Origin of the sequence: Sphingomonas sp. PL-96, assembly GCF_020707215.1 — a bacterium.
Taxonomy (GTDB): Bacteria; Pseudomonadota; Alphaproteobacteria; order Sphingomonadales; family Sphingomonadaceae; genus Sphingomonas.
Genome location: NZ_JAJFET010000001.1, coordinates 991,320 through 1,017,851 on the forward strand (window position 1 = coordinate 991,320; position 26,532 = coordinate 1,017,851).

The following is a 26,532-nucleotide window of genomic DNA, read 5'->3' on the forward strand; positions in this document are numbered from 1 at the left end:
CATGAAACCCGTCATCATCCTTCGCGTGCTTGTCACGCTCGCCATCGTCCTTACCGCCTATTTTGTCGGGGAGGCGTTGTGGCGCCACTATGAGACCGATCCCTGGACCCGCGACGGGCGCATCAGCGCCGATGTCGTGCAGGTCGCACCCGACGTGTCCGGGCTGGTGAGCGAAGTGCTGGTGCACGACAACCAGCAGGTGCGCGCCGGCACGCCCTTGTTCATCATCGACCGGCCGCGCTACCAGCTTGCGGTGCAGCAGGCGCAGGCGGCGATGGCTGCGCAGCGCGTGCTGATCGCCCAGGCGCAGCGGGAAGCGCGACGCAATCGCGCCCTCGGCGACCTGGTTCCCGCCGAGGAGCGCGAACAGGGCGATGCCAAGGTGGCGCAGCTGGGTGCCGAGCTTGCCCGGCTGCAGGTGCAACTGGAGACGGCGCGGCTGAACCTTGCGCGCACCGAGGTGCGTTCGGGCGTGGACGGCACCATTACCAACTTCGACCTGAGGCCCGGCGATTATGCCACCGCTGGCCGCCCCGAGTTCGCGATCATCGATCGCAAGTCGATCCACGCGGTCGGCTATTTCGAGGAAACCAAGCTGCCGCGCATCGCACCGGGAGATCGGGTCCAGGTGCATCTGATGGGTGAGAGCCGGATCATCGAGGGGCATGTGCAGAGCATCGCCAGCGGCATCGACGATCGCGATCGTTCGGCCGGCGACAAGCTGCTGCCCAATGTGAACCCCACCTTCAACTGGGTGCGGCTGGCCCAGCGCGTGCCCGTCCGCATCACGCTGGATCGCGTGCCGGCAGGCCTGTCCCTGGTCGTGGGGCGCACGGCGACGGTGAACGTGATCCATCCGGACCGCGACAAGAACAAGCCGCCGGTCGGCGTGCCTGGGCGGAAGGTAGCGGCGGAGAAGGCAGCATGATCGCGCGTGGATTTCGCCGAGTGGTGCCGCTGCTGGCGACGGTCGCTGCGGCGGCCTGTGCGCCGGTCGGCCCCAACTATCACCGCCCGGCAACGGCGATTGCCGAGCGGCCGTCCGCCAATGCCCCCTTCGTCAGCGGCAAGGAGGCGGCGTTTGCCGCGACCCCGGTGCCGGCGGACTGGTGGCGCCTGTACCGCGATCCGGTGCTCGACAGCCTGGTACAGGAGGCTATCGCGGCCAACACGGATCTGCGCGTGGCAGCGGCGAACATCGACCGGGCGCAGGCGCAGCGCACCATCACCGAGGATGCCCGCAACCCACAGACAGGGCTTGATGCAAGCTTTGCGCGGGGGATGCGATCGGCGCAGGAGGAACTGCGTCCAGGCGAGACGCTACCGTCGGCCTGGGTCTACTCACTCGGTGCCTCGGTCAGCTATCAGGTCGATCTCGCCGGGCAGATCCGCCGCGCGATCGAGGCATCCGATGCAGACGTCGCCGCGACACAGGCGGCCTATGACGCGACCCGCGTCACCGTCGTCGCGCAGACCACGGCTGCCTATGTCGAGGCCTGTGCTGCGGGTCGGGAGATCGGCGTCGTCCAGCAGGCGCTGGACCTGCAGCGCCGCAGCACCGAACTTACCCGCCGGCTCGTGCGCGGCGGCCGGGGGAGTACGCTCGACGTGACCCGGTCGAGCGCGCAGGAGGCCCAGGTGCGTGCCAACATGCCGACGTTGATCGCTGAGAAGCAGACTGCGTTGTTCCGGCTCGCCACGCTGACCGGGAAGCCGCCAGCCGAGTTCGACCAGCGGGTCGCTGCCTGTGCGCATGAGCCGCGCATCGAGGCGCCCATCCCGATCGGCGACGGTGCCGCGCTGCTGCGCCGCCGCCCGGATGTTCGGCAGGCCGAGCTGCTGCTGCGGGCCGCGACCGCCCGGATCGGGGTGGCGACGGCTGACCTCTATCCCAAGATCCGGCTGGGCGCTTCTGCGGGCTCGGTCGGCGTGGCGGAATCCTTCCTCGGTTCCGATACGTTGAAGTTCGGACTGGGGCCGCTCATCAGCTGGGAGTTTCCGAACCGCAGGCGGGTCCGTGCGCGCATCGGCATGGCTGAGGCAGAGGCGGATGCAGCTTATGCCCGCTTCGACGGCGTGGTGTTGACGGCGCTGCGGGAGGCGGAGACTGCGCTCACCGTCTATGCGCGCGATCTCGACCGGCGCACCGAACTGGAGGCGGCCCGGAGCCAGGCTGCCCGCGCGGCCAAGGATGCCCAGACGCTCTTCCGGGCCGGGCGCCAGGGCTTCCTGCCGGTGCTGGACGCGGACCGCGTGCTCATCAACGCCGAGCAGGCGCTCGCTGCGCAGGAAAGCCGCATCGCGGACGACCAGGTACGGCTCTTCCTGGCACTGGGTGGGGGGTGGCAGGCGACTCCCGCAGCATGACGTGGGAGCCTGCGCCGGCCTCGGCAAAGACACGCTAATTCCATTCGCCTCCCGCAGGGGATGCCGTTAGGCTTCCGAAAAAAGGGAGGATCTGATGGTGTTTTCGCGCACGTTGTTGCTGGGCTCTGCCCTGGCGCTGGTTGCAGCCATGCCTGCAGCCGCGCAGCGCACCGTTCCCGCAGCGCCCGAGGCGATCGTCTACAAGACGGCGCTGACGACCCGTTGGGGGCAGGCGGTAACACCGGAGAACGCCTGGCGCAGCTACCCCAGGCCGCAGCGCGTGCGCGATCGTTGGCTCAACCTGAACGGCCAGTGGGATTATGCCATTGCCAAGGCAGGCACGCCCCAGCCGACGCAAATGCAGGGCAAGATCCTGGTGCCGTTCGCGGTCGAATCCAAGCTGTCCGGCGTGCAGCGGCCGGTGCTTCCGGACGATCGGATCTGGTACCGTCGCAGCTTCGCCGTGCCCGCGGACTGGAAGGGGCAGCACGTTCTCCTGAACTTCGGCGCGGTCGATTACGAAGCGGCGGTGTGGGTCAACGGCGCCTATGTCGGCGCGCACAAGGGCGGCTCGGCCACCTTCGGCTTCGACATCACGCCGCATCTGCGCAGCGGAGACAATGAGCTGGTCGTCCAGGTAGCCGACCCCACGTCGGACGGAACCCAGCCGCGCGGCAAGCAGACGCTGGCGCCCCAGGGGATCTGGTACACGCCGGTGAGCGGCATCTGGCAGACCGTGTGGCTGGAGCCGGTTTCGGAGCTGCACATCGCCGACGTGCGCGCGACCCCGGACATTGACCGCGGGCGCCTGGAGGTGGACATCGCGCTCAACCGCTCGGCCAACGACACCGATGCCGTGCGCGTCACTGCCAGCAAGAACGGGCAGGTGATCGCATCCACGGTGGTGCGGGCAAACCGCCACGCCAGCCTTCCGATATCGAACGCGCATCTCTGGTCGCCGGATGATCCGTTTCTGTACGATCTCACGACCGAGCTGCTGACGGTGAAGGATCCCTATGCCACCGCAAAGGATCGCAACCGCAGCGCCTATGACGCGCGCTTTACGGAGCGTGAGCGTGCCACCTACGCGCGGGCGCAGGTGGTGGGGGAGCCGATCGATCGTGTCACCGGCTATTTCGCGATGCGCAAGGTGTCCATCGGAGCGGGGACGCTGCGCGGCCAGCCTGCCATCCTGCTCAACAACAAGCCGCTCTTCCAGAACGGCACGCTGGACCAGGGCTGGTGGCCCGACGGCCTGCTGACGCCCCCTTCGGAAGAGGCGATGGCGAGCGACATCGTCTTCCTGAAAAAGGCCGGGTTCAACATGCTGCGCAAGCACATCAAGGTCGAACCGGCGCGCTACTATCATGACGCCGACCGCCTGGGCATGCTGATCTGGCAGGACATGCCATCGGGCGGCGACGAAGACCAGTTCGTCACCGGCTCCAGCAAGAGCCAGGCGGTGTTCTCGTCGACCGCAATGACCGAGTTCCAGCAGGAACTGACCGCCATGATCGGCGATCTGCGCGCTTTCCCCTCGATCGTGACCTGGGTCGTCAACAACGAGGGTTGGGGGCAGTATGACTCGACCACCCTTGCCAAGCTGGTGAAGGGCATGGACCCGAGCCGCGTGGTCAACGCGGATAGCGGTTGGCTCGACGTCGCGCCCGAGGCCTCGGACATGGTCGACATCCATACTTATGAGGACAAGCCCAACGTCCCTCCGCGCTCGGCCACGCGTGCCATCGTGATCGGGGAATATGGCGGCATCGGCCTGCCGGTGAGCGGCCACATCTGGCGGACCGGCAAGCGCAACTGGGGCTATCAGGTGGCGACCGACCGGCAGGACTACCTCACGCGCTATCGCATCAAGTTCGACGAGATCATCCGCCAGGCGCGCGAGGAGGGCCTGAGCGCAGCCGTCTACACGCAGACCACAGACGTGGAGGACGAGATCAACGGCCTACTCACCTACGACCGTGCCGAGGCGAAGGCGCCGCCAGAGGATCTGGCGCGGATCGCCGCCCCGCTCACAGCGCCGGGCGTGGACCCGTACCAGGGGCAGTGATGCAGAGGCGGCCGGCGTTCCACGGAGCGCCGGCCGTGTCATGGGACTCGGCTTTACGCGGAATTCGCGGCTCAGCCGAGCGCGCGAACCGGCGCGATGCTCCGGGTTTGCAGGGCGGTCCGTTCGGTCACGAAGCGCTGGATCGCCTTGTCCAAGGATCCCAACGACCTACCCTTCTCGCTGCCAAGCCTTGCGGCGCGAGGGCGGGGGGCCTGCCATTGCGGCGGAGGACCCGCGAACGGCTTGATCTGAGCGGGATCATGGCCCGCACAGCTTGCGATCCGAGCTGCGAACTCCGCCCAACTCAGCGCCTCGCCGTTGGTCAGGTGCCAGATACCGGTCTCGCCGTCGATCAGCAGATCGAGCGCCGCATCAACGAGTTGCGGCACGAAGCTGGGCGTCACCCTATAGTCTTGCGACGCCGCAACGCGCCGCCCCGCCGCCAGGCTGTCCAACACCGCCGCGGCGAAATTGGCCGGATCATGCGGCGAAAAGCAGACCGCGGTTCGGATCAGCAGCGTGTTGCCGAGCGTGGCGCATTCCGCCTCCAGCGCCGCCTTGCTTCGGCCAAAGGCGCTGAGGGGTCGGACAGGATCGGACTCGACATAGAGGCCAGCCTTGCTGCCATCGAACACCAGGTCGCTTGAGAACCCGAGGTACGGGATGCCTCGTGCGGCGGCGGCTTGGGCCAGAGACACGGGGCCTTGCACGTTGCTGTGGCGGCATTGCTCTTCCGCGTCTTCGGCGGCGTCGATGTCGCTCCACCCGGCAGCGTTGACGATTGCCCAGGGAGAGGTCGCCTCCAGCACGCCGGTGGCCGCTTCCACTGGGTTGCTCACGAAGGCGCTTTGATCCGCGAGGGCATAGCGGATGTGGCGCACGTCGCAGGCACGGACGATCGCCTGACCCAGCATGGTCTCGGCACCGCAGATCATGAGGGGTGGTGCAGGCTCATGAACGTCGGACCGTCTTGCCGTCCCAGGATGAGGCAGCGGGTAGAGCAGCCGTTCCGGGCGGCGCCACCAGCCCGGTTGCCGCGCAAGCGGGTGACGCGCGGCGTCGTTCGGAAGCCCCCGCCAAAGATCGGCCAGTGCCGTCGGGCGTGGCAGACCGCTGGAGGTATCGAACACGCCCGGCTCATAGGTTCCCGGCCGGGTGAGCAGCGTGTCCCAGCTGTGGCTGCCCAACAAGGACCAGGCAGTGACGGCCTGAAGATCGACCCCGTCGGCGCGGGCTGCACAGGCGGTGTCCCAAGCCTCTGCAACCCAGCGCAACTGTTCTTCGCGGGTGCATCCATTGTGCACCTCCGTGATCGCGATCGGCGTGCGATAGCGCTGCCAAGCCTCCCGGATTGCACCGCCAAGGCCTGCGGGAGGCGGATCCAAGACGCGGATCGCCTCCGTATCCGCATAGGCGAGCCGGCCGTTCCCGCCGTGGGTCGACGACGGATAGCGCTGCAGACGATGGTCCAGGAACCGGTCGCTGGTGAGATAATGGTTCAACCCGACGACATCGGGAGGGCAGGGCGCATCGGCGATCTGCCGCAGGCGATCGCCCAGTCTGAATGCCGCCACCCGCTTCCACAGCGGATGCTGCGGCGTGACGCGGCCGAACAGCAGATCCCAGCTTGCCCAGCGTCGCAGATTGTCGAATGCGGCCTGCTGTGCCAGCTGCGTGGTCGCATAGGTGCGTCCAAGGTCATCGGTCTGGATCAGCCGCGCGGTCGGGTTGATCCGGCGGATCGCCTGCATGGCGAAGCGCGTGGCGTCGACCTGGTTCAGGAGCGCCATCCAGAAACTGCCTTCTTCCGCCGCATGCGGATACCAATGGCCATAGAGCGCGGAAAATCGCGCCGTGGTCAGGGGCTCGTTGACCGGCGTCCAGTCCTCTACCCAGGGGTAGCGCTCGGCAACCTGCTCGGCGAAGCGGCCCAGACCCGGTGCGAAACCCGGGTCCAGCAGGTTGGTGTAGTGCGGCCCGCTGCCATGGTGAACGAGGCCCACGATCGGCCGAATGCCCAGTTCGCGCAAGCGGTTCAGCCGCTCGTCCGACCAGCGCCAGTCCGGCTGTTCCGGATCATCGGGCGCGACCCGCTCCCACAAGACGGGGTAGCGGACTGCATCGAGCCCCAGCTCCGCAAAGCGGTCGAGGTCTGCCAACCGGTCCTGGTGTCCGTTCAGGCGGGACTGGTCGAGATAGCCTCCGCGCGTGCGGTTCACCGTGCATTCGATTCCACCCCAAAGCTCGATCTGCTGCATCCGGCACCTCTAGCTCATCCTCACCCCAACCCGTGGCGGACGGCGTTCGTTCCGTGTATTTTCGGATCTCCCGGCAACATTATGGAACAATCGACGGAAAACGTAGTTTCATCCTAGTTGTACATAGATGTCTTGGAGGGACGCGCATGGCCAATCAGTTGCCGTCGAATGGTAGCGTCCTCGAATTTGCCAGGGCACGCGGTGATCGACCGACGTTGATCTGCTTCAGTCATCTTCGCTGGGCCTTCGTCTTTCAGCGACCGCAGCATCTGATGACCCGCTTTGCCGCAAGCCATCGGGTGATCTTCTGGGAAGAGCCCGAGTATCTGCAAGGGCTGGGCGCAGCGCGATTGCGGCGGGAGGTCTGCAAGGACAGCGGCGTCGAGGTTCTGACGCCGCAGCTGGATGCGTCCGCTCGTGGACCGGGTGAGGAGGCGCAACTGGCGTCGCTGCTGGACGACGCGCTTGCCGGAACACGGGGTCCGGTCGTCCGGTGGTATTATACGCCGATGATGCTGCCCTTCTCGCAGCACCTTCCTGCCGATTGCATCGTCTATGATTGCATGGATGAGCTGTCGGCGTTTCGCGGCGCTCCGCCCGAGCTGCTGGAGCGCGAACGCCTGCTGCTGGAGTGCGCCGACCTCGTTTTCACTGGCGGAACAAGCCTGTACGAGGCGAAGCGAAGCCGCCATTCGAACGTGCACGCGTTCCCGTCCAGCATCGACGTTCCGCATTTTGCCCATGCGCGCCACGGGCTGGAAACGCCGCTGGACCAGGCAGGTATCCCCGGCCCGCGGCTGGGCTTCAGCGGCGTGATCGATGAGCGGATGGACCTTGATCTGCTTGCGGCGGTCGCCGACACGCACCCGGAGTGGTCGCTGGTCGTCGTCGGCCCCGTGGTCAAGATCGCAGAACAGGATTTGCCGCGCCGCGCCAACATCCATTATCTGGGCGCCAAGACCTACGCCGAACTGCCTGCCTATATGGCTGGCTGGGACGTGGCGCTCATGCCGTTCGCGATGAACGAAGCCACGCGGTTCATCAGCCCGACCAAGACCCCCGAATATCTCGCCGCCGGATGTCCCGTGGTCTCCACGCCGATCACGGATGTGGTGCGGCATTATGGCCAGCTGCCAGCGGTCGGGATTGCCGATACGCCTGACGCATTCGTCCGGGCGTGCGAGGCAGCGATGCGCCTGCGTGGCGAGGGGACGGCATGGCGCGACGAAGCGGATGCGCTGCTCGCGCGCGCGTCCTGGAACAGCACCGCGTTTGAAATGATGGCGCTGATCTCGGCGGAGATCGCCGCGCGCGGCCGTGTCGAGGCAGTCGTGTCGCCGACGGTGTGGCCTGCGTCCCGCGACCGCTATGACGTGATGGTCGTCGGTGCCGGCTTTGCGGGCGCGGTGATGGCGGAGCGCCTGGCCGCGGACGGCGGGAAGCGCGTGCTGGTCGTGGATCGGCGGCCGCATGTGGCCGGCAACGCCTATGATCGTCTCGACGATGCCGGCATCCTGATCCACCAATATGGTCCGCACATCTTTCACACCAACTCGCCCGAGATCTTCGACTATCTCTCGCGGTTCACCGAATGGCGGCCGTACGAGCATCGGGTGCAGGCCTCGGTCGGCGACCAGCTGGTGCCGATCCCGATCAACCGGACCACGCTGAACGCGCTCTACGGGCTCGACATGCAGACCGACGAGGAGGTCGCGGCCTTTCTCGCGGCCCGTGCAGAACCGGTGGAGCCGATCCGCACCTCGGCCGATGTGGTCGTGTCGCAGGTAGGCCAGGAACTCTACGAGACGTTCTTCCGCGGTTATACGCGCAAGCAATGGGGCCTTGATCCGTCCGAGCTCGACAAGGCCGTGACTGCGCGCGTGCCCACCCGCACCGGCACGGACGACCGCTATTTCACCGACCGCTTCCAGGCGATGCCGCTGGAAGGCTATACCCGCATGTTCGAGCGGATGCTGGACCACCCGAACATCGATCTGATGCTGGGTGTCGACTACCGCGACGTGCGGGACTCGTATCCACACGACCATCTGGTGTTTACCGGCCCCGTGGACGAGTATTTCGAGCACCGCTACGGCCCGCTTCCGTATCGCTCGCTGCGCTTCGAACATCAGACGCTGGACGAGGTGCAGCATCAGCCGGTCGCCGTCGTGAACTATCCCGACGAAGGCGTCCCGTACACGCGCGTGACCGAGTACAAGCACCTGACCGGGCAGGAAGCCGACCGCACCAGCGTCACCTATGAATATCCCAGTGCGACCGGTGATCCCTATTACCCGATCCCCCGCGAAGAGAACCAGGCGCTGTACAAGCGCTACGAAGCGCTGGCGTTGGCGGAGCCGTGGGTGAGCTTCGTCGGGCGGCTGGCGACGTACCGTTACTACAACATGGACCAGGTCGTCGGGCAGGCGCTGGCAACCTACCGCCGCATGGCCGGAGCGCAAAAGTCGCGGCAGGCCAGCGCGCCATCTATGCCTGTGGCACTCGGACGCACCGCCGCCTGAACCGGTACGTCGGCGGGCCGGGGCCGGAAGGTCCTCGCTCGCCGCGTCGCCGCAGCCGAATCGTCGAACAGGTGGAAGGCTGCGTCCATCCCTTGTCTCGCGTGCTTCCCTCGACGATAGGCACCCGCATGAAGCCTCATCCTGCGCCTGCCGGCATGCACCCCCGTGAGTTTGTCGCCTTCATCGCCGCGGTGATGGCGGTGAATGCGCTGGGCGTCGACCTCATGCTGCCAGCGCTTGCGGATATCGGCCGCGACCTGTCGGTAAGCACACCGAACCACCGGCAGTGGATCGTCACGGCGTACATGATCGGGTTCGGCGCCGGCCAGCTGGTCTATGGCCCGCTCGCCGATCGCCTCGGCCGCAGGCCGGTGCTGATCGGCACGCTGGCGGGGTTCGTCGCGGCCGCCATCTTCGCGGCGGGGTCGGTGAGTTTTGCCGGGCTGCTCGGGGCGCGCCTGTTGCAGGGGCTGATGTCGGCCTCGACGCGAGTGCTCGCAGTGGCGATCGTGCGGGACGGTGCCTCCGGGCGCCAGATGGCGCGTACCATGTCGATCGCGCAGATGATCTTCTTCCTGGTGCCGATCCTCGCCCCAACGATCGGGCAGGCGTTGCTTGCCTTTGGTCCCTGGCGGTTCATCTTCTATGCGCTGGGGGCGTTCGCCGCACTGGTCCTCGCCTGGACGCTGGTCCGCCTGCCGGAAACGCTCCCGGTCACGCGCCGAGTTCCGATCTCGCTGGCTGCGCTGCGGACGAGCTATGCGCTCACGCTCACCAACCGCTTTTCCATCGGCTATGCCATTGCCGCATCGCTTACCTTTGGCGGCATCCTCTCCTTCGTCTCCTCCGCGCAGCAGATTTTCGTGGACGAGTTCAACGCCGCGGACCGGTTCACCCTGTTGTTCGCGGTGTGCGCCGGCGCGATGGGGATCGCGTCCTTCGCGAACAGCCGCCTGGTCGAACGACTGGGGACGCGCCTGATCTCCCAGACGGCGGTCTTGGTGCTGATCGGGCTTTCGCTTCTCCACGTGCTGCTGATCCAGGCCGGGGTGGAGACGCTGACGAGCTATATCGTCTTTCAGGCATGCAGCATGACCTGCATCGGCCTGTGCGGCTCCAACTTCGGGGCCATGGCGATGGAGCCGGTCGGCCACATTGCGGGCACCGCGTCGTCGTTGCAGGGCTTCATCACCAGCATCGGTGCGGTGTTGGTAAGCCTGGTTATCGGCCAATCCTACAGCGGCACAACCTTGCCGCTGGCGATCGGCTATCTCGCCATCGGGATCGCGCTGCTGGCGATCATCTATGTCATTGAGGGCGGGCAGCTGTTCCGGGCCCGGCTGTCGCCACAGTAGGCTCACAGCCGCCCGCCGCACCTCCGGTCGGAGCGACGACGGACTGGATTTTCCGCGCCGCTGCCTTATGTACCGGTCATTATGAAACTTGCTTGTTCTGTCAGGGGTCGCCCCCGCGAGTTCGATGCCGATGCCGCGCTAGCCGCGGCGCTGCGCGTCTTCTGGAGCAAGGGCTATGAAGGCGCGTCGCTCAGCGACCTGACGGAGGCGATGGGGATCACGCGCCCCAGCCTCTATGCCGCCTTTGGCAACAAGGAAGCGCTCTTCAAGCAGGCGCTCGACCTCTATGAGCGCGAGAAGCTGGACTATATCGGCGAGTCGTTGAAGGAGCCGACCGCACGCAAGGTCGCAGAGCATCTGCTGCGCAGCGCGCTCGAAATGCAGAAAAGCAGCTGCGACCCCAGGGGCTGTATGGGCGTGATCAATGCCGTCGCCTGCGGGGCGGACGCCGAGTCGATCCGCGCAGAGGTGATCCACCGCGGTCGTATCGCCAAGCAAGCGCTGATCGAACGGTTCGAGCAGGCCAAGCGCGAGGGCGACCTGCCGCCAGAGACGGACGCAGTCGGGCTCACCAGCTTTCTGATCGCCATCATGCAGGGCTTGGCGGTGCAGGGCGGGGCAGGCGCGTCGTGCCAGGACCTCACATCGCTGATCGACACCAGCCTGGCGATGTGGCCGGGCAAGTGATCCACCGGGGCCCTTGCAGCGCCCCGGCTCGCAAAAAATACCGGCCGGTACGAAAAGGCTCTTGACCCTTCTTCCGCCGTTTCTATACTGCACAGTATAGAAGAGGAAGCGTGGACCGGGGCGAACCCGGCAGCGGCTTCGGTACAGCGTTTCAAAAACAGCATTGGTTCGGACGAGACGCCGCTGGGACCCTCCTGCGCGAAACGTAGAGCCATGTCCTTGGACAACAAGGGACCGGCAGGCCGGCGGAGGGGATCCGCGCGGCACGGGGGCGTGCGCCCGCGATCGGTCGGACAGGAGGAGACGAGTCATGGCCTATCTGAACTTCAGTGAGCTACAGGGCACCCCGATTGCCGCACCGGCGGACGTCGTCGCCCAGGTCGCGCGCGCAACCGGCTTTACCGCACTCGAATGGTCCGTGGTGGCGATCGCGCAAAAGGACCGGCTGTCGAGCCTGGCAACCCCTGGTCGCCTCTCGATCGCCTTCGGTTCGATGTTCGGAGCCCAGAGCGGCAGCTCCCGTCTCGCCGACACCCGGCTCGAGGCGCTGCGGCGGATGGCGGTGCTCGCCTGGCATCATGGCGACGCGGTTCCCGGTCACGAAATCCGCTCTTTTCACGAGGCCGGCTTCACGCCCGAGCAGTATGAGACGCTGCTCGACAGCATCAGCCGCGGCCGCTCAGCCCTGAACCAGGGAAGGCGCTTCCGATGAACATGATTTCTCCAATCCACTCCGACGACACGCCGCGCGCAGGCGTTCGGGGACGCTTCCGCCGCCTGCCGCTATGGCAGCGCGCAGGAGTGGTCGCCCTGCCGGTTGCGCTGGTCGCCGCCGGCACGGGCATCGCCTTCAAGGACGCGCCTGCCGCGCCCGCGGCACCTCCGGCACCCGTGGTAACCGTCGCTTCGCCGCTCGTGCGCGAGGTCAACGAATGGGACGACTATGTCGGCCGGTTCGAGGCAAGCCGCGCGGTCGAGGTCCGACCCCGCGTTGCCGGTGCGATTACCGGCGTGCATTTCACCGACGGCGCGGTGGTCCGCAAGGGCCAGCTGCTCTTCACCATCGATCCGCGGCCCTTCACCGCTGCGCTTGCGGAAGCCCGCGCCGGTCTGGCCAGCGCCGAGAGCGACCTGGCGCTGGCGCGGGCCGATCTCGGCCGGGCCGAGCGACTGGTCGCGGTCGACGCGGTTTCGAGGAGTGACCTCGAACGGCTGCAGGCACGCGTTCGCGCCGCCAATGCAGCGGTTGCGGCGGGGCAAGCGCGGGTTCGCAGCCGAGCGCTGGACGTGGAGTTCACGCGGGTCCTCGCGCCGATTTCCGGCCGGATCTCGGACCGCCGCGTCGACCCCGGCAATCTCGTCGCCGCGGGAGAGGGGCAGGGCGGTTCGTTGCTCACCACGATCAACGCGCTCGATCCGATCTACTTCACCTTCGACGGGTCGGAGGCGCTGTTCCTGAAGACTCGGCGTGCGCAGGAAGCGGGCGGGGCGGCGTCACCGGTCGAAATCCGCTTGCAGGACGAGGCCGAGTACAAGTGGAAGGGGCGGCTGGACTTCACCGACAACGGCCTCGATCCGCGCTCCGGCACGATCCGCGGCCGCGCGGTGCTGAGCAATCCGGGCCTGTTCCTGACGCCCGGCATGTTCGGGAACATGCGGCTATCGGCCGGCGGCACAACCCGTGCGCTGATGGTGCCCGACGCCGCGATCCAGACTGACCAGGCACGCAAGCTCGTGCTGACCGTTGGTCCGGACGGCACGGTGGCGCCTAAGCCGGTCGAACTCGGCCCCGTTCTCGACGGCCTGCGCATCATTCGCTCCGGCCTCACGCCACAGGACAAGGTGGTGATCGCCGGCTCCCAGATGGCGATGCCCGGCGCCAAGGTTCAGCCAAAGCCCGGCCGCATCGCGCCGGTCGCGGCTGCCGACGCGCCGGTCGTCACGGCACCGGTCACGGGCGAGGCAACCTTCGCCCGGTGACCCGTCAGCCGCCGGGACGCCCCCAACACCCGGCGGCTGACACCCCCAGTTTTCGACCTCTCTGACGAGGAGTGGCCCCATGCGCCTCTCACGGTTCTTCATCACGCGCCCGATCTTTGCGGCAGTGATCTCGGTCATCATCACGATCATCGGGGCGATCGCCTATCTGGCGCTCCCCATTTCCCAATATCCGGACATCGTGCCTCCGACGGTGACGGTGACCGCAAGCTATCCCGGCGCATCGGCCGAGACGGTGGCCGAAACGGTTGCCGCCCCGATCGAGCAGGAGATCAACGGCGTCGATGACATGCTCTACCAGTCGTCGCAATCGACTGGCGATGGCAATGTGACGATCACCGTCACCTTCAAGTCGGGCACCGACCTCGATGCCGCGCAGGTGCTGGTGCAGAACCGCGTCGCCGTCGCGGTGCCGCGCCTGCCCGAAGAGGTGCAGCGGCTGGGCGTCGTGACCCGCAAGACCACGCCCGACTTCCTGATGGTGGTGAACCTGATCTCCCCCGACAAGTCGGTCGATCGCAGCTATATCTCCAACTACGCGCTGACGCAGGTGAAGGACCGGCTGGCCCGCGTCGACGGGGTTGGCGACGTGCGGATGTTCGGCGCCCGCGACTTCGCGATGCGCGTGTGGATCGATCCGGGTCGTGCCGCGGCGCTCAACCTGACGGCGGGCGATATCGTCCAGGCGCTGCGCGGGCAGAACATTCAGGTCGCCGCGGGTTCTCTGGGACAGCCGGGCTCCACCCCCAGCGGCAGCGCTTTTCAGCTCAACATCGAAACGCAGGGGCGCTTGAAGGATCCGACGGAGTTCGGCCGGGTGGTGGTCCGTACCGACACGGACGGTCGCCAGGTGCGGGTGAGCGACGTTGCGCGCGTCGAACTCGGCGCCGCTGATTATTCCTCCAACACCTACCTTTCGAACCAGCCGACCGTCATCCTCGGCGTGTTCCAGCGCCCTGGTTCCAACGCGCTCGCTGCCGCCACCGCGGTCGAGGACGAGCTCGAGGCGATGTCAAAGGACTTCCCCAAGGGTCTGGAATATCGAGTTATCTACAATCCCACCGAGTTCATCGCCCAGTCGATCGACGCGGTCTACCACACCCTCGGCGAAGCGGTGCTGCTCGTCGTGCTGGTCGTGATCGTATTCCTCCAGAAATGGCGAGCGGCGATCATCCCGGTGGTGGCAATCCCGGTCTCGCTGATCGGCACGATGGCGGTGCTGCTGCCGCTCGGCTATTCGCTCAACAACCTGTCGCTGTTCGGCCTGGTGCTGGCGATCGGCATCGTCGTCGACGACGCAATCGTTGTGGTGGAGAATGTCGAACGCAATCTGGCGCGCGGCATGACGCCGCTTCAGGCCGCGCAAACCTCGATGGACGAAGTGTCCGGCGCGCTGGTCGCCATCGTGCTGGTGCTGTTGGCGGTGTTCCTGCCGACGCTGTTCCTGAACGGGTTGTCGGGCGCCTTCTACAAGCAGTTCGCCGTCACCATCTCGGCCGCGACCGCCATCTCGCTGCTGGTGTCGCTCACCCTGTCGCCCGCGCTCGCAGCCGTGCTGCTGAAGGGGCATGAGGGCGAGCCCAAGGGGCGGATCGGGCGCATCGTCAACCGCGCAGCCGATGCGTTCAACCGCGGCTTCGAACGGATGAGCCACGGCTACAGCCGCCTGACCTATGCGCTGGTGACCCGGCCCAAGCGGATGATGGTTACCTATGCCGGGCTGATCGCCGCCACGGTGGCGATGTTCTGGGTGACACCAGTCGGCTTCATCCCGGCGCAGGACCAGGGATATTTCCTGACCGTCATCCAGTTGCCGCCGGGCTCGTCGCTCGAGCGCACGGACGAGGTGATGCGCAAGGTCGTCGCCCGCATCCTGCCCATCAGGGGCGTGAAGGGATCGGTGATGCTTGCCGGCTTCGATGGCCCTTCGCAGACGCTCGCGCCCAACAGCGCCGCGGCCTACGTCCCGCTGCAGTCCTTTGAGGAGCGCGCGAAGCTCGGCGTCACCTATGCCGGCATCATGGACGAGGCGCGCAAGCGCACCGCCGACATCAACGAGGCGATGCTGCTGGTCGTGCCGCCCCCGCTCATCCAGGGCATCGGCTCGGCGGGCGGCTATCGCATGATGGTCGAGGACCGTGGAGAGCATGGCTATGCGGAGCTCGGCAAGACCGCGTTCGGGCTGATCGGGAAGGCCAACCAGACCGAGGGGCTGCAGCAGGTCTACACCTTCTTCAACACGGCCACCCCGCGCGTCTTTGCCGACATTGACCGGCGCAAGGCGGACCTGCTGGGCGTGCCGCCGGAGCGGGTGTTCGAGGCGCTGAACGTCTACCTTGGCTCCACGTTCGTGAACGACTTCAACATGTTGGGACGCACCTATCGCGTCACCGCGCAAGCCGATGCCCCGTTCCGCACCACCGAAGCGGACATCGCCAACCTGAAGACGCGCTCGAACACCGGGGCGATGGTGCCGATCGGCTCGGTCTCTACCTTCGAGAACAAGACGGGTCCCTACCGCGTGACGCGCTACAACCTCTTCCCTGCGGTCGAGGTCGATGGCGACACGGCACCAGGATACAGCTCGGGCCGGTCGCTGCTTACGATGGAGAAGCTCGCGAGCGACCTGCCCACCGGCTACGAGGCCGAGTGGACGGGCATCGCCTTCCAGCAAAAGATGGCCGGCAGCACCGCGGGCCTGGTATTCGCGCTGGCCGTGCTGTTCGTCTTCCTGGTGCTGGCAGCGCAATATGAGAGCCTGACGATGCCGCTGGCGATCATCCTGATCGTGCCGATGTGCCTGCTGGCGGCGATGGCCGGCGTGAACCTTCGGGGCATGGACAACAACGTCCTGACCCAGATCGGCCTGGTCGTGCTGATCGCGCTTGCGGCCAAGAACGCCATCCTGGTGGTGGAGTTCGCCAAGCAGGCCGAGGAGGATGGGTTGTCGATCGTCGAGGCGGCGGTACGCGCCGCGCACGACCGGCTGCGGCCGATCCTGATGACGTCCTTCGCCTTCATCCTCGGTGCCGTGCCGCTGCTGATCGCGAGCGGGGCGGGTGCCGAACTGCGGCAGGCGCTGGGGACCGCAGTGTTCTTCGGGATGATGGGCGTCACCGCCTTCGGCCTGTTGTTCACGCCGACCTTTTACGTCGTGTGCCGGGCCCTTGGCGATCGCATCGCCCGCGCCCGCACGCGCAAGGCTGCGGACGATGGCGCCGCACCGCACTTCCAGCCCGCTGAATAAGGAGCGGCACCATGCGTTCAATCCTGATCACCGCCTCGGCACTGGCGCTTGCCGCCTGTGCCGCAGGTCCGGACTATGTGGCGCCCCAGCCTCCGCAAAGCGCCAGCGGAACCTTTGTCGCCGCCACCCCCGCGGTCACGCCGGATCCTGTGAAGGGCGACTGGTGGCGGCTCTATGACGATCCCGTGCTCGACCAGCTGGTCGGCGACGCGCTCGCCGCCAACACCGACGTTCGCGCCGCTGCCGCCCGGATCGAGCGTGCCCGCGCACTGTTGCGCGGCGCGCAGGCGGATCGCCTTCCGCAGGCGACGCTGGGTGCCGGCGCCAACTACGGCCGCGTCCCGCAGATCCAGCGGCTGCCGGGAACAGCGCGCGAAAACTGGCAGATCGATGCCGGATTGGACGTCAGCTACGAAGTCGACCTGTTCGGCCGCCTGTCGCGTGGCGTGGAGGCTTCCCGTGGCGACGTCGGCGCAGCCCTTGCCGACGCGGAAGCGGTACGGGTCGCCGTCGTGGCCGAGACGACCCGCGCCTATGCCGATGCCGCGTCCGCCGCAGAGCGGATCGCGGTCGCCGAGCACATCGTCCGTCTGCTCGACCAGTCGCTCGATCTCACCGAGCGGCGACGGACCGTCGGAGAGGGGACGCGGCTCGACACCGCCCGGATCGGCGCATTGCGCAACGAGCGACAGGCGCAGGTTCCCGCGCTTCGCGCCGAGCGCGACGCGGCCTTGTTCCGGCTCGCGCTGCTGACCGGTCGCACGCCGGCGGACCTGCCGCCGATCGCGGGGGCGCGAACGACGACGCTGCGCCTCGACCGTCCGATCCCCGTCGGCGACGGTGCGGCCCTGCTCTCGCGGCGGCCGGACGTGCGTGCGGCCGAACGGCGCCTTGCTGCCGCCACCGCGCGTATCGGGGTTGCGACCGCCGACCTCTACCCGCGCATCTCGCTGGGCGCCTCGGGCGGGTCGACCGGCACCGACATCGGCGACGTGTTCGGCGCCGGTCCTTTGCGCTGGCTGGTAGGCGGGCTGCTCAACTGGGCGGTAAACCCGGGTCCGGCGCGTGCGCGGGTCGCGGCCGCGGAGGCAGACAGCCGCGAGGCGCTCGCCGACTTCGACGGCGCCGTGCTGCGCGCGCTGCAGGAGACGGAGACGGCGCTTTCTTCCTACGCAAATGCGCTGGACCGCCGCACGGCGCTGCAGGCGGCGCGCAACGAGGCCGAGGCGGCCGTAACCATTGCGCGCGCTCGCCAGCGCGAGGGCGACATCAATTCGCTGGAGCTGCTGGATGCGGAGCGGACCTTTGCCGATGCTCAGGCGGCGCTGGCCAATGCCGATGCCTTTATCGCGGACGCCCAGGTCGATCTGTTCCGCGCGCTCGGCGGTAATTGGCAAGCGTGACCAACCGGGGCGGCATGATGGTGTCGCCCCGATCCGCGACGTTGCCGCGCTTCCCCTCTTGAACCGCGCGGCTAATTTCCCCAACTTGTCGGTGCGGGCCGGGCCCCTCTGACACCCACCTTGTGGTTGTGATGTCGGACCGCGTGAAACTCGGGCCCGGCACTCTCTCAATCTTGCGGCCGGTCCCCGAACGTGGAGTTTGCGATGACCACCGCCGTTGGAATGCCCTGTCCGATCTGCCGCGTGCCGCTGGTGATGAGCGAGCGGCAGGGCGTCGAGATCGACTATTGCCCGCAATGTCGCGGCGTCTGGCTCGACCGCGGCGAGCTCGACAAGATCCTTGAGCGCAGCGCTGCCGACAGCGGTGCGATGGCCCCGCCGCCGCCGCCCCGGCAGCCGAACTGGCAGGCGTCTCCGGCGTCTCCTTGGCCGACGCAGCAGCACTCCGGCTATCACGGCGGCCAGGGCAAGCCACACAAGCGCCGCAAGTCGTTCCTGGAAGAGCTGTTCGACTGACGCACGCTCCTATTCGCCCCCCAATCGTTATTCTTTCTCGAGGACCCTCAATGATCCGCTTCAAGACCGGGAACCTGGCCGCACTGGCCCTTGGCCTGAGTACGGTGGTGATGCTCGCCGCGCCCGGGGATGCCGACGCGCGCCGTCGTGGCAGCTTCGGCAGCCGGGGTGCCCGCACCTATCAGGCGCCGCCGACCACGGGCGTGGCGCCGCGCCAGACCGCGCCGGTGCAGCGTTCGATGACCGAGCGGCCCAATGCCTCGACCCAGGCGACCCAGGCCGGCCGCGGCGCGCCCGCACGTCGCGGCGGCCTGGGCCGGGGACTGATCGGCGGCCTGATCGCCGGCGGCCTGATCGGTGCGCTGCTGGGTGGCGGGCTCGGTTCGCTGGCCGGGGCGGGCATGCTGCTGGCGCTGCTGCAGGTGGCCGTGATCGGCGGCATCGCATGGCTGCTGTTCCGCATGTTCCGCCGCAAGCCTGCACTTGCCGGTGTCCCTGGCGGTTCGGTGGCGTCGCCCTTCACGCGACCGGAGCCGTACGCGGCACCGGCGCCGGCCCGCAGCTTCGCCGCCTCGGGCATTCCAGCGACCGCGCACCAGGACATCGCGATTGATCACGCCGATTGCGAGGCGTTCGAGCGGCTGCTGATCGAGGTGCAGGATGCGTTCGGCAAGGAGGACTATGCACGGCTGCGCGAGCGCACCACGCCCGAGGTCATGTCCTATTTCGCGGAGGAACTCGGCCAGAACGCCACCAGCGGCCGCCGCAACGACGTGGTCGGCACCCGGCTGATCGACGCCGAGGTGGCGGAGGCGTGGCGGGAAGGCACGAGCGACTATGCCACCATCGCCATGCGCTACGAGAGCATCGACGTGATGCGCGACCGCAGCACCGGTGCCGTCGTCGAGGGCGACCCCGACCGGCCCAGCCAGGCGACCGAACTGTGGACGTTCAAGCGGGATGCGAACGGGGATTGGCGCCTCTCCGCGATCCAGGAGGCGTGACCGAAGCGCAGGTTCGCTAGACGACAAGGGCGGGGCGGGAGCAATCTCGCCCCGCCCTTGTCTTTTAAATCGTCTGAGCGTTGTCATGCTCGTCCGACGGGATTGCAGAACCGCAGCGGAAAGCGCCGGCCGCAAGACCGCGCCGCTGCGAATACAAACAAGCTGCTGGGTAGATCTCACCTTCCGGAAACTTCCGGAACTTCAGGTGCACTGACCTGGAATGGTGACCCCTACGAGAATCGAACTCGTGTTTTCGCCGTGAGAGGGCGACGTCCTAACCGCTAGACGAAGGGGCCAATCGCTTGGTGAGGTGGCCGTTTACGGTCGGAGGCCGGGCACGTCAAGCGACCAATTTGCTCGGGTAAGTCTTTTTCGCAAGCCGCTGAGATTGCGCGCGAAAAGCCGGCTTCTTGGTCTCGCCCCCCGGAGCCGGGGGCTGATGCGTGACCGCGACTTGCCGTTCACCTTCTGGCAACCTTTCTTTCGGTGGCGCATTGAACCAGCAACAACCTTGTAGGTGATGCGATGTTCAAGTTCGTTCCGGTCGTCTTTGCTTCGGTTCCCCTGGTAGCGGTGGTCAGCGCCTATGTGATGGTACACTGATCGCCGCGGCCGGAAGCACCGGCAAGGCGCGCAGGCAAAAAGAAAGGGCCGTCGGGGAGTACCCGGCGGCCCTTCTTGTTTTCGGCGTTGCCGCGAGAAGCCTTAGGCCTCTTCGCCCACGGCCGGCGCGTCGTCGCGCGCGATCTCGCCCGGCTCGGCGTTGGGATCATAGTCCTCGGTGAAGCCGGCGGTGTCCTGCTCGAACATCGCAGCCATCACGTCGACGCCCTGCGCCTGCATGTCTGCCTCTTCCGGCGAACGTGCGACGTTGACCTTGACGGTCACCGCGACTTCCGGGTGCAGCGCGACACGCACTTCGTGCAGGCCGATCGCCTTGATCGGACGGTCGAGAACGACCTGTGCCTTGTTGACCTTGTGGCCATCGGCAACCAGCGCCTCGACCAGGTCGCGAACCGCGACCGAGCCGTAGAGCTGGCCGGTATTCGATGCCTGACGGATCAGGGTCACCGAGACGCCTTCCAGCGTCTTGGCTTCGGCCTGTGCGTCGGTGCGGCGCGACGCGTTGTCGGCCTCGATCCGCTCGCGGTTGGCTTCGAAGACCTTACGGTTGGCTTCGTTGGCGCGCAGCGCCTTCTTGCGCGGCAGAAGGAAGTTACGGGCAAAGCCGTCCTTCACCTTCACCACGTCGCCGATGTGGCCGAGCTTCTCGACCCGCTCCAGCAGAATGACGTCCATGTCGGGCGCTCCTTACTTCACGATGTAGGGCAGCAGGCCCAGATGGCGCGCGCGCTTGATGGCCTGGGCCAGTTCGCGCTGCTTCTTTGCGCTCACCGAAGTGATGCGCGACGGGACGATCTTGCCACGCTCGGACACGAAGCCCTGCAGCAGACGGACGTCCTTATAGTCGATCCGGGGAGCATCCTTGCCCGAAAAGGGGCAGCTCTTGCGGCGGCGGAAAAACGGTCGTGCCATGATGATGCTCCTTTACGCTTCTTCGCGGCGCGGGCCGCGGTCTTCGCGGGGACCACGATCGTCGCGGTCGCGGCCACGACCACCACGGTCGCCACGCTCCGAACGCTCGCTCTTGCGCATCATCACGGTCGGGCCGTCTTCCAGCTTGTCGACCTTGACGGTCATGAAGCGGATCACGTCCTCGTTGATCTGGGTCTGGCGCTCCAGCTCGGCGACCACGCCAGCCGGCGCGTCGATTTCGAGCATGACATAGTGCGCCTTGCGGTTCTTGGCGATCCGGTAGGCCAGCGAGCGCAGCCCCCAGGTCTCCGTCTTCACGACGCGGCCGTTGTTGTCTTCGATGATTTTCGTGGCGGTTTCCGCCAGCTGGTCCACCTGCGCCTGTGCCAGATCCTGGCGCGCAAGGAACACATGCTCGTACAGAGCCATGCTGTTACCTTAATGTTGGCCGATCGCTGACGCCGCCCCATGCGACGCCCCTCCGACTGTCGTCCGTATTCAAATCGGGGGCGGAAAAGCAGATGCCTTCCACCCCCGAGGACCCGTGCCTGTACCGTGTAAGCGGCGAAAGGCAAGGCATTTAGTTGGCAAGGGCGCCGCCGAGCACGGCACCGATCAGGCCACTCGCCAGCGCGACCAGTACGGCGTCGTTACCGGACTGCACCCACTGGTAGCCACGCGGCGGCGCATAGAGGCGGCCGTGGGTCCGGTAGTCGACCTGGCGATAGTTGCGGGCATAGCGGCTGTCGAACCGTTCGCCGCGCTGCCAGTTGCGGTTCTGCTGCGCCTGGGCGTAGCCGCGCTGCGGCGTGCGGGTGACCTGCTTGTGGACGACGGTGGTCCGCTCGGTGCGGGCCGGCCCATGGTCCCCGCGCTGCGGCGCGGCCATGGCGGGCGTCGCGAGCAGCGAAGCGGCGACGGCGGCGAGAACGAACTTCTTCATGGGAACCTACTCCTTCATCACCCTCAGTGGCGATGAAGACAATCTGGGGGCTGGCTGTCGCAGGCGTTTGTCGCGGAACGGGCGAAATGGTCGCAAGCTGTCGCGGCGCGCGGGCTTGCGTTCATCTTGCCGCTCGGCCTAACCGGCGGGTTCGAGATCCAAGGAGAGGCACGTGCGCGCTTTCATCTTTCCCGGCCAGGGGAGCCAGTCGGTCGGCATGGGGGCGGCACTCGCTGCCGCATCGCCCCATGCCCGCGAGGTGTTCGGGGAGGTTGACGAGGCGCTCGGGCAGAATCTCTTCCGCCTGATGTCCGAAGGTCCTGCCGACGAACTGACGCTGACCGAGAATGCCCAGCCGGCGATCATGGCCAACGCCATCGCCGTGCTGCGCGTCCTGGAGAAGGAAGGCGGCATCCGCCTTGCCGACAAGGCCGACTTCGTCGCGGGCCATTCGCTTGGCGAATATAGCGCATTGTGCGCGGCGGGGGCGTTCGACCTTGCCACCACCGCGCGGCTGCTGAAGCTGCGCGGGCAGGCGATGCAGGCTGCGGTGCCGGTGGGCGAGGGCGCCATGGCCGCGCTGCTGGGCGTCGACCTGGAAAAGGCGCAGACGATCGCGGGCGCTGCCGCCGACTCGATCCTCGCCGAAGGCGGCCCGCAGCTGGTCTCCACCGTCGCCAACGACAATGATCCGAGCCAGGTGGTGATCTCCGGCCATCGCCAGGCGATCGAGCGCGCGGTCGCGCTTGCCAAGGAGATGGGCGCCAAGCGCGCGCTGCTGCTGCCGGTCTCGGCGCCGTTCCACTGCCCGCTGATGCAGCCGGCGGCGGAGGCGATGGAGAATGCACTGCTCGACGCCGATCTGCGCGCGCCGCTGGTGCCGGTCTATGCCAATGTCGACGCCGTGGCGATTGCCGATCCCGGCGCGATCCGGGTCGCGCTGGTCCAACAGGTGACCGGCATGGTGCGGTGGCGCGAATCGGTGCTGGCGATGCAGGACGCCGGCGTCAGCGACTTCGTCGAGTTCGGCGGCAAGGTGCTCGGCCCGATGGTCAAGCGGATCGCACCCGATGCGACCCCCACCAGCGTGGTGACGATGGACGACATCGAGGCGCTCGTCGCGCGCCTCTGAACAGGAACCAGGATATGTTCGACCTTACAGGCATGACCGCGCTGGTGACCGGCGCATCCGGCGGCATTGGCTCCGCCATCGCTAAGGCGCTGGCAGGGCAGGGTGCCCGGCTCGCGCTCTCGGGCTCCAACCTCGACAAGCTGGAAGCCTTCAAGGCGGAGCTGGGCGGCGATCACGTCGCGCTGCCGTGCAATCTCTCCGATGGTGCGGCCGTCGACCAGCTGGTGCCGCAGGCGGTGCAGGCGCTCGGCAAGCTCGACATTCTCGTCAACAATGCCGGCGTCACGCGCGACAACCTCGCCATGCGGATGAAGGATGACGAATGGGATCAGGTGATCCGCGTCAACCTGGAAGCCGCGTTCCGCCTCGCACGCGCTGCCGCCAAGCCGATGATGAAGGCCCGTTTCGGACGCATCGTGTCGATCACCTCCGTTGTCGGCCAGACCGGCAATCCCGGCCAGGCCAACTATGCCGCGTCCAAGGCGGGGCTGGTCGGTCTGTCCAAGGCGCTGGCCCAGGAACTGGCGAGCCGCGGCATCACGGTGAACTGCGTGGCACCGGGCTTTATTCGCTCGGCGATGACCGACGTGCTGCCCGACGCGCAGAAGCAGGGCCTGCTGGGCAAGATCCCGGCCGGCGATCTGGGCACGGGAGAGGACATCGGTGCTGCCGTTGTCTATCTCGCGAGCCGCGAAGCGGGATACGTCACCGGCCAGACGCTGCACGTGAACGGCGGCATGGCAATGATCTGAGCTGCTGCACGCTCCGACGCGCTCGGCCCCTTGCAAGCGAACGGGCGGCGTTCTAGGTGCGTTCAGGAATTCGCGTTACAGCATTTGAAGAGGAACAGGGAATGAGCGAGACCGCCGATCGCGTGAAGAAGATCGTCGTCGAGCATCTGGGCGTCGAGGCCGAGAAGGTGACCGAGGACGCCAGCTTCATCGACGACCTGGGCGCAGACAGCCTCGACATTGTCGAGCTGGTGATGGCGTTCGAGGAAGAGTTCGGGGTCGAGATTCCCGATGATGCCGCCGAGAAGATCACGACCGTCAAGGACGCGATCAACTACATCGACGAGCACAAGGGCTGAGCCCTGCCGGTCCGGTCGCGGTGACGCGACGGGGCCGCGGCTGACGCCGATCAGGAACGGCCCTCCGTCCCGCCGCGACAAGCGAGGGGCGGGGGGCCGTTCGCATTTGAAGAGCACAGACGGAGAGTTGCCATGCGCCGCGTAGTCGTGACCGGCCTCGGCCTCGTCACCCCGCTGGGTGCCGATGTCGAAACGGCCTGGAAGAACATCATCGCCAGCAAGTCGGGCGCCGGGACGATCACCCGCTTCGACGCGACCGACTTCCACACCAACTATGCCTGCGAAGTGAAGCCGGCGGATCATGAATATGGGTTCGACCCGAACAAGCGCGTGGACCACAAGGTTCAGCGCCAGGTCGATCCGTTCATCGTCTTCGGCATCGACGCCGCAGGCCAGGCGATCGAGGACGCCGGCCTCACCGACATGAGCGAGGAAGCGCGTTATCGCGCCGGCTGCTCGATCGGCGCGGGCATTGGCGGTCTCCCGGGCATCGAAAGCGAGTCGCTGGTGCTCGCGGCCAAGGGCCCGAAGCGCGTGTCGCCGCACTTCGTCCACGGCCGGCTGATCAACCTGATCTCGGGTCAGGTCTCGATCAAATACGGGCTGCTGGGTCCGAATCATGCAGTGGTCACCGCCTGCTCGACCGGCGCGCATTCGATCGGCGATGCCGCGCGAATGATCGCGATGGACGACGCGGACGTGATGCTGGCAGGCGGCGCCGAGGGTGCGATCTGCCCGATCGGCATCGCCGGCTTCGGCCAGGCGCGTGCGCTGTCGACGGGTTTCCGCGACGATCCCACCAAGGGCAGCCGCCCGTACGACAAGGATCGCGACGGCTTCGTCATGGGCGAAGGCGCGGGCGTGGTGGTGCTCGAGGAATATGAGCATGCCAAGAAGCGCGGCGCCAAGATCTATGCCGAGGTGATCGGTTATGGCCTGTCGGGCGACGCCTATCACGTGACGGCGCCGCATCCCGAGGGGTCGGGCGCGTTCCGCTCGATGGAAATGGCGCTGCGCAAGTCGGGCCTGGCGCTCTCCGACATCGACTATATCAACGCGCACGGCACCTCGACGCCGCTCGGCGACGAGCTCGAACTCGGCGCCGTTCGTCGCCTGTTCGGCAGCGCCATGGACGGCGTATCGATGAGCTCGACCAAGTCGGCGATCGGGCATCTGCTCGGCGGCGCCGGCGCCGTCGAGTCGATCTTTTGCATCCTGGCGATGCGCGACGGCATCGTCCCGCCGACGCTCAACCTCGACAATCCGAGCGACAATTGCGCAGGCGTCGACCTGGTCCCGCACGTCGCCAAGGAGCGCAAGGTGAAGGCGATCCTGAACAACTCGTTCGGCTTCGGCGGCACCAACGCCTCGCTGGTGATGAAGGCGATCTGATGCGGGTTGGCGCATCGCCGCAGTCCTGGAGCCGCGGCTGATGCGTCGTCTCGGATGCCTGGGCATGGTCCTGGCTCTGGTGCTGCTCGTCACCCTGTTCGGGGTGGCGAGGAGCTGGACCGGAGCGGGACCGGCCGAAAAAGACCTGGCAGTGGTGGTGCCGAACGGCGCCACCTTGTCGCGCGCTGCGACCGAGCTGGAAAAGGCCGGCGCGATCCGCTCGGCCAGTCGCTTCCTCTTGTTCGCGCGCGTGCTGGGCTCCGACGCGCCGATCCGCGCGGGCGAATATCGCGTGCCGGCACAAGCCAGCCAGTCCGACGTGCTGGAACTGCTGCAGAGCGGCAAGGTCATCCAGCGCCGGGTGACGGTGCCCGAGGGCATGCCCTCCGTGCTGGTGCACGAAGCACTGATGCGCGCGCCGCACCTGACCGGCACCGTGGCGGTGCCGGAAGAGGGCAGCGTGCTTCCCGACACCTATGATTATCAGCGCGGCGACACGCGCCAGGCGGTGCTGGACCGCATGCAGGCGGCGATGCGCGACTATCTCGCCGCTGCCTGGAAGCGGCGTAAGCCCACCGCGGTCGTGCGCAGCCCGCGCGAAGCGCTGACGCTCGCCTCGATCGTTGAGAAGGAGACCGCCAAGGCAGCGGAGCGGCGGGCGGTCGCGGCGGTCTACAGCAACCGCCTGCGCCAGGGCATGCCGCTGCAGGCGGACCCAACCGTCATCTACCCGGTCACCAAGGGGCGGCCGCTCGGTCGGCGCATCCTGCGTTCCGAACTGGACGCGAAGAACGGCTACAACACTTATGCGTCCGCCGGACTGCCGGTCGGCCCGATCGCCAATCCGGGGCGCGCGTCGATCGATGCGGTGCTCGATCCCGCCGCGACCAGCGCGCTCTACTTCGTCGCAGACGGCACGGGCGGCCATGTGTTCGCGGACACGCTCGAACAGCACAACGCCAACGTGCGCAAATGGTACGCGATCCGCCGTGCGCGCGGGGAGATGTAGACCGT

General features: G+C 67.1%; 22 protein-coding genes and 1 tRNA gene. 17 read left to right on the plus strand and 6 right to left on the minus strand.

Annotated elements, in window-relative coordinates:
* Position 1: 1 nt before the first annotated feature.
* The 3 genes from LK533_RS04545 (at position 2) to LK533_RS04555 (ending at position 4,435) form a co-directional block, all read left to right on the plus strand.
* Positions 2–928: an HlyD family secretion protein gene (locus LK533_RS04545; protein ID WP_229361566.1), complete on the plus strand. Its 927-nt coding sequence runs from the start codon at positions 2–4 to the stop codon at positions 926–928.
* Positions 925–2,367, plus strand: coding sequence for an efflux transporter outer membrane subunit (locus tag LK533_RS04550; RefSeq protein WP_229361567.1), 1,443 nt, complete (start codon positions 925–927; stop codon positions 2,365–2,367). Before LK533_RS04545 ends, LK533_RS04550 begins: the two co-directional genes overlap by 4 nt.
* Positions 2,368–2,461: 94 nt before the next feature.
* Positions 2,462–4,435, plus strand: coding sequence for a glycoside hydrolase family 2 protein (locus tag LK533_RS04555; RefSeq protein WP_229361568.1), 1,974 nt, complete (start codon positions 2,462–2,464; stop codon positions 4,433–4,435).
* Between the two features lie 71 nt (positions 4,436–4,506).
* Here LK533_RS04555 and LK533_RS04560 read toward each other — a convergent pair whose 3' ends face one another.
* Entirely contained in the window at positions 4,507–6,693 is a 2,187-nt protein-coding gene (locus LK533_RS04560) for a family 1 glycosylhydrolase (protein ID WP_229361569.1), read from the minus strand.
* A 272-nt stretch (positions 6,694–6,965) separates the two neighbouring features.
* Here LK533_RS04560 and glf point away from each other — a divergent pair, with 272 nt between their 5' ends.
* The 9 genes from glf to LK533_RS04605 all read left to right on the plus strand — a co-directional run bounded on the left by glf (position 6,966) and on the right by LK533_RS04605 (position 19,425).
* Positions 6,966–9,215, plus strand: a complete 2,250-nt coding sequence (gene glf / locus LK533_RS04565) for a UDP-galactopyranose mutase (protein ID WP_229361570.1) — start codon at positions 6,966–6,968, stop codon at positions 9,213–9,215.
* Positions 9,216–9,343: 128 nt separating this feature from the next.
* Positions 9,344–10,570, plus strand: a complete 1,227-nt coding sequence (locus tag LK533_RS04570) for a multidrug effflux MFS transporter (protein ID WP_420705813.1) — start codon at positions 9,344–9,346, stop codon at positions 10,568–10,570.
* 81 nt (positions 10,571–10,651) lie between these two features.
* A complete protein-coding gene (locus tag LK533_RS04575) occupies positions 10,652–11,257 on the plus strand; it encodes a TetR/AcrR family transcriptional regulator (protein ID WP_229361571.1) in 606 nt (201 codons plus the stop codon).
* Positions 11,258–11,567: 310 nt separating this feature from the next.
* The gene (locus LK533_RS04580) at positions 11,568–11,969 is read left to right on the plus strand and encodes a hypothetical protein (RefSeq protein WP_229361572.1); all 402 of its coding nucleotides are present in this window, start codon (positions 11,568–11,570) and stop codon (positions 11,967–11,969) included.
* On the plus strand, positions 11,966–13,237 hold the full coding sequence (locus LK533_RS04585) for an efflux RND transporter periplasmic adaptor subunit (RefSeq protein ID WP_229361573.1): 1,272 nt from the start codon (positions 11,966–11,968) through the stop codon (positions 13,235–13,237). The genes LK533_RS04580 and LK533_RS04585 overlap by 4 nt, the downstream gene beginning before the upstream one ends.
* 79 nt (positions 13,238–13,316) lie before the next feature.
* Positions 13,317–16,502 (plus strand): efflux RND transporter permease subunit, encoded by a 3,186-nt coding sequence (locus tag LK533_RS04590; protein ID WP_229361574.1) that lies wholly within the window; start codon positions 13,317–13,319, stop codon positions 16,500–16,502.
* A gap of 11 nt (positions 16,503–16,513) precedes the next feature.
* Entirely contained in the window at positions 16,514–17,905 is a 1,392-nt protein-coding gene (locus LK533_RS04595) for an efflux transporter outer membrane subunit (RefSeq protein ID WP_229361575.1), read from the plus strand.
* A gap of 204 nt (positions 17,906–18,109) precedes the next feature.
* Positions 18,110–18,421, plus strand: coding sequence for a zf-TFIIB domain-containing protein (locus LK533_RS04600; protein ID WP_229361576.1), 312 nt, complete (start codon positions 18,110–18,112; stop codon positions 18,419–18,421).
* A 50-nt stretch (positions 18,422–18,471) separates the two neighbouring features.
* The gene (locus tag LK533_RS04605; protein ID WP_229361577.1) at positions 18,472–19,425 is read left to right on the plus strand and encodes a Tim44 domain-containing protein; all 954 of its coding nucleotides are present in this window, start codon (positions 18,472–18,474) and stop codon (positions 19,423–19,425) included.
* A gap of 221 nt (positions 19,426–19,646) precedes the next feature.
* Here LK533_RS04605 and LK533_RS04610 read toward each other — a convergent pair.
* The 5 genes from LK533_RS04610 to LK533_RS04630 all read right to left on the minus strand — a co-directional run bounded on the left by LK533_RS04610 (position 19,647) and on the right by LK533_RS04630 (position 21,904).
* A tRNA-Glu gene (locus LK533_RS04610) sits at positions 19,647–19,721 on the minus strand.
* Between the two features lie 409 nt (positions 19,722–20,130).
* A complete protein-coding gene (rplI, locus tag LK533_RS04615) occupies positions 20,131–20,724 on the minus strand; it encodes a 50S ribosomal protein L9 (protein ID WP_229361578.1) in 594 nt (197 codons plus the stop codon).
* A 12-nt stretch (positions 20,725–20,736) separates the two neighbouring features.
* Complete coding sequence (gene rpsR / locus LK533_RS04620) at positions 20,737–20,961, minus strand: 30S ribosomal protein S18 (RefSeq protein ID WP_125959570.1); 225 nt, start codon at positions 20,959–20,961, stop codon at positions 20,737–20,739.
* A gap of 12 nt (positions 20,962–20,973) precedes the next feature.
* Positions 20,974–21,390 (minus strand): 30S ribosomal protein S6, encoded by a 417-nt coding sequence (rpsF, locus tag LK533_RS04625; RefSeq protein WP_229361579.1) that lies wholly within the window; start codon positions 21,388–21,390, stop codon positions 20,974–20,976.
* Between the two features lie 151 nt (positions 21,391–21,541).
* On the minus strand, positions 21,542–21,904 hold the full coding sequence (locus LK533_RS04630; protein WP_229361580.1) for an RcnB family protein: 363 nt from the start codon (positions 21,902–21,904) through the stop codon (positions 21,542–21,544).
* A gap of 172 nt (positions 21,905–22,076) precedes the next feature.
* On the opposite strand from LK533_RS04630, the gene fabD reads away from it, so the two are divergent.
* From fabD to mltG, 5 genes are all read left to right on the plus strand, one after another.
* Positions 22,077–23,036: an ACP S-malonyltransferase gene (fabD, locus tag LK533_RS04635; RefSeq protein WP_229361581.1), complete on the plus strand. Its 960-nt coding sequence runs from the start codon at positions 22,077–22,079 to the stop codon at positions 23,034–23,036.
* Between the two features lie 14 nt (positions 23,037–23,050).
* On the plus strand, positions 23,051–23,788 hold the full coding sequence (gene fabG, locus LK533_RS04640) for a 3-oxoacyl-[acyl-carrier-protein] reductase (protein ID WP_229361582.1): 738 nt from the start codon (positions 23,051–23,053) through the stop codon (positions 23,786–23,788).
* 101 nt (positions 23,789–23,889) lie between these two features.
* The gene (locus LK533_RS04645; protein ID WP_229361583.1) at positions 23,890–24,126 is read left to right on the plus strand and encodes an acyl carrier protein; all 237 of its coding nucleotides are present in this window, start codon (positions 23,890–23,892) and stop codon (positions 24,124–24,126) included.
* A gap of 132 nt (positions 24,127–24,258) precedes the next feature.
* On the plus strand, positions 24,259–25,518 hold the full coding sequence (gene fabF / locus LK533_RS04650) for a beta-ketoacyl-ACP synthase II (protein WP_229361584.1): 1,260 nt from the start codon (positions 24,259–24,261) through the stop codon (positions 25,516–25,518).
* A 40-nt stretch (positions 25,519–25,558) separates the two neighbouring features.
* Positions 25,559–26,527: an endolytic transglycosylase MltG gene (gene mltG, locus LK533_RS04655; protein WP_229361585.1), complete on the plus strand. Its 969-nt coding sequence runs from the start codon at positions 25,559–25,561 to the stop codon at positions 26,525–26,527.
* The last annotated feature ends 5 nt before the right edge of the window (positions 26,528–26,532 follow it).

Excerpts from the sequence above, each read along its gene's own strand:
- LK533_RS04605 (WP_229361577.1), top strand. The coding sequence starts at position 18,472 with ATGATCCGCTTCAAGACCGGGAACCTGGCCGCACTGGCCCTTGGCCTG.
- glf (WP_229361570.1), top strand. The coding sequence starts at position 6,966 with ATGACCCGCTTTGCCGCAAGCCATCGGGTGATCTTCTGGGAAGAGCCC.
- LK533_RS04550 (WP_229361567.1), top strand. The coding sequence starts at position 925 with ATGATCGCGCGTGGATTTCGCCGAGTGGTGCCGCTGCTGGCGACGGTC.
- LK533_RS04580 (WP_229361572.1), top strand. The coding sequence starts at position 11,568 with ATGGCCTATCTGAACTTCAGTGAGCTACAGGGCACCCCGATTGCCGCA.
- LK533_RS04585 (WP_229361573.1), top strand. The coding sequence starts at position 11,966 with ATGAACATGATTTCTCCAATCCACTCCGACGACACGCCGCGCGCAGGC.
- LK533_RS04545 (WP_229361566.1), top strand. The coding sequence starts at position 2 with ATGAAACCCGTCATCATCCTTCGCGTGCTTGTCACGCTCGCCATCGTC.
- LK533_RS04630 (WP_229361580.1), bottom strand. The coding sequence starts at position 21,904 with ATGAAGAAGTTCGTTCTCGCCGCCGTCGCCGCTTCGCTGCTCGCGACG.
- LK533_RS04600 (WP_229361576.1), top strand. The coding sequence starts at position 18,110 with ATGACCACCGCCGTTGGAATGCCCTGTCCGATCTGCCGCGTGCCGCTG.
- fabG (WP_229361582.1), top strand. The coding sequence starts at position 23,051 with ATGTTCGACCTTACAGGCATGACCGCGCTGGTGACCGGCGCATCCGGC.
- rpsF (WP_229361579.1), bottom strand. The coding sequence starts at position 21,390 with ATGGCTCTGTACGAGCATGTGTTCCTTGCGCGCCAGGATCTGGCACAG.
- LK533_RS04645 (WP_229361583.1), top strand. The coding sequence starts at position 23,890 with ATGAGCGAGACCGCCGATCGCGTGAAGAAGATCGTCGTCGAGCATCTG.
- LK533_RS04560 (WP_229361569.1), bottom strand. The coding sequence starts at position 6,693 with ATGCAGCAGATCGAGCTTTGGGGTGGAATCGAATGCACGGTGAACCGC.
- LK533_RS04575 (WP_229361571.1), top strand. The coding sequence starts at position 10,652 with ATGAAACTTGCTTGTTCTGTCAGGGGTCGCCCCCGCGAGTTCGATGCC.
- LK533_RS04590 (WP_229361574.1), top strand. The coding sequence starts at position 13,317 with ATGCGCCTCTCACGGTTCTTCATCACGCGCCCGATCTTTGCGGCAGTG.
- rpsR (WP_125959570.1), bottom strand. The coding sequence starts at position 20,961 with ATGGCACGACCGTTTTTCCGCCGCCGCAAGAGCTGCCCCTTTTCGGGC.
- LK533_RS04570 (WP_420705813.1), top strand. The coding sequence starts at position 9,344 with ATGAAGCCTCATCCTGCGCCTGCCGGCATGCACCCCCGTGAGTTTGTC.
- LK533_RS04595 (WP_229361575.1), top strand. The coding sequence starts at position 16,514 with ATGCGTTCAATCCTGATCACCGCCTCGGCACTGGCGCTTGCCGCCTGT.
- fabF (WP_229361584.1), top strand. The coding sequence starts at position 24,259 with ATGCGCCGCGTAGTCGTGACCGGCCTCGGCCTCGTCACCCCGCTGGGT.
- mltG (WP_229361585.1), top strand. The coding sequence starts at position 25,559 with ATGCGTCGTCTCGGATGCCTGGGCATGGTCCTGGCTCTGGTGCTGCTC.
- rplI (WP_229361578.1), bottom strand. The coding sequence starts at position 20,724 with ATGGACGTCATTCTGCTGGAGCGGGTCGAGAAGCTCGGCCACATCGGC.
- LK533_RS04555 (WP_229361568.1), top strand. The coding sequence starts at position 2,462 with ATGGTGTTTTCGCGCACGTTGTTGCTGGGCTCTGCCCTGGCGCTGGTT.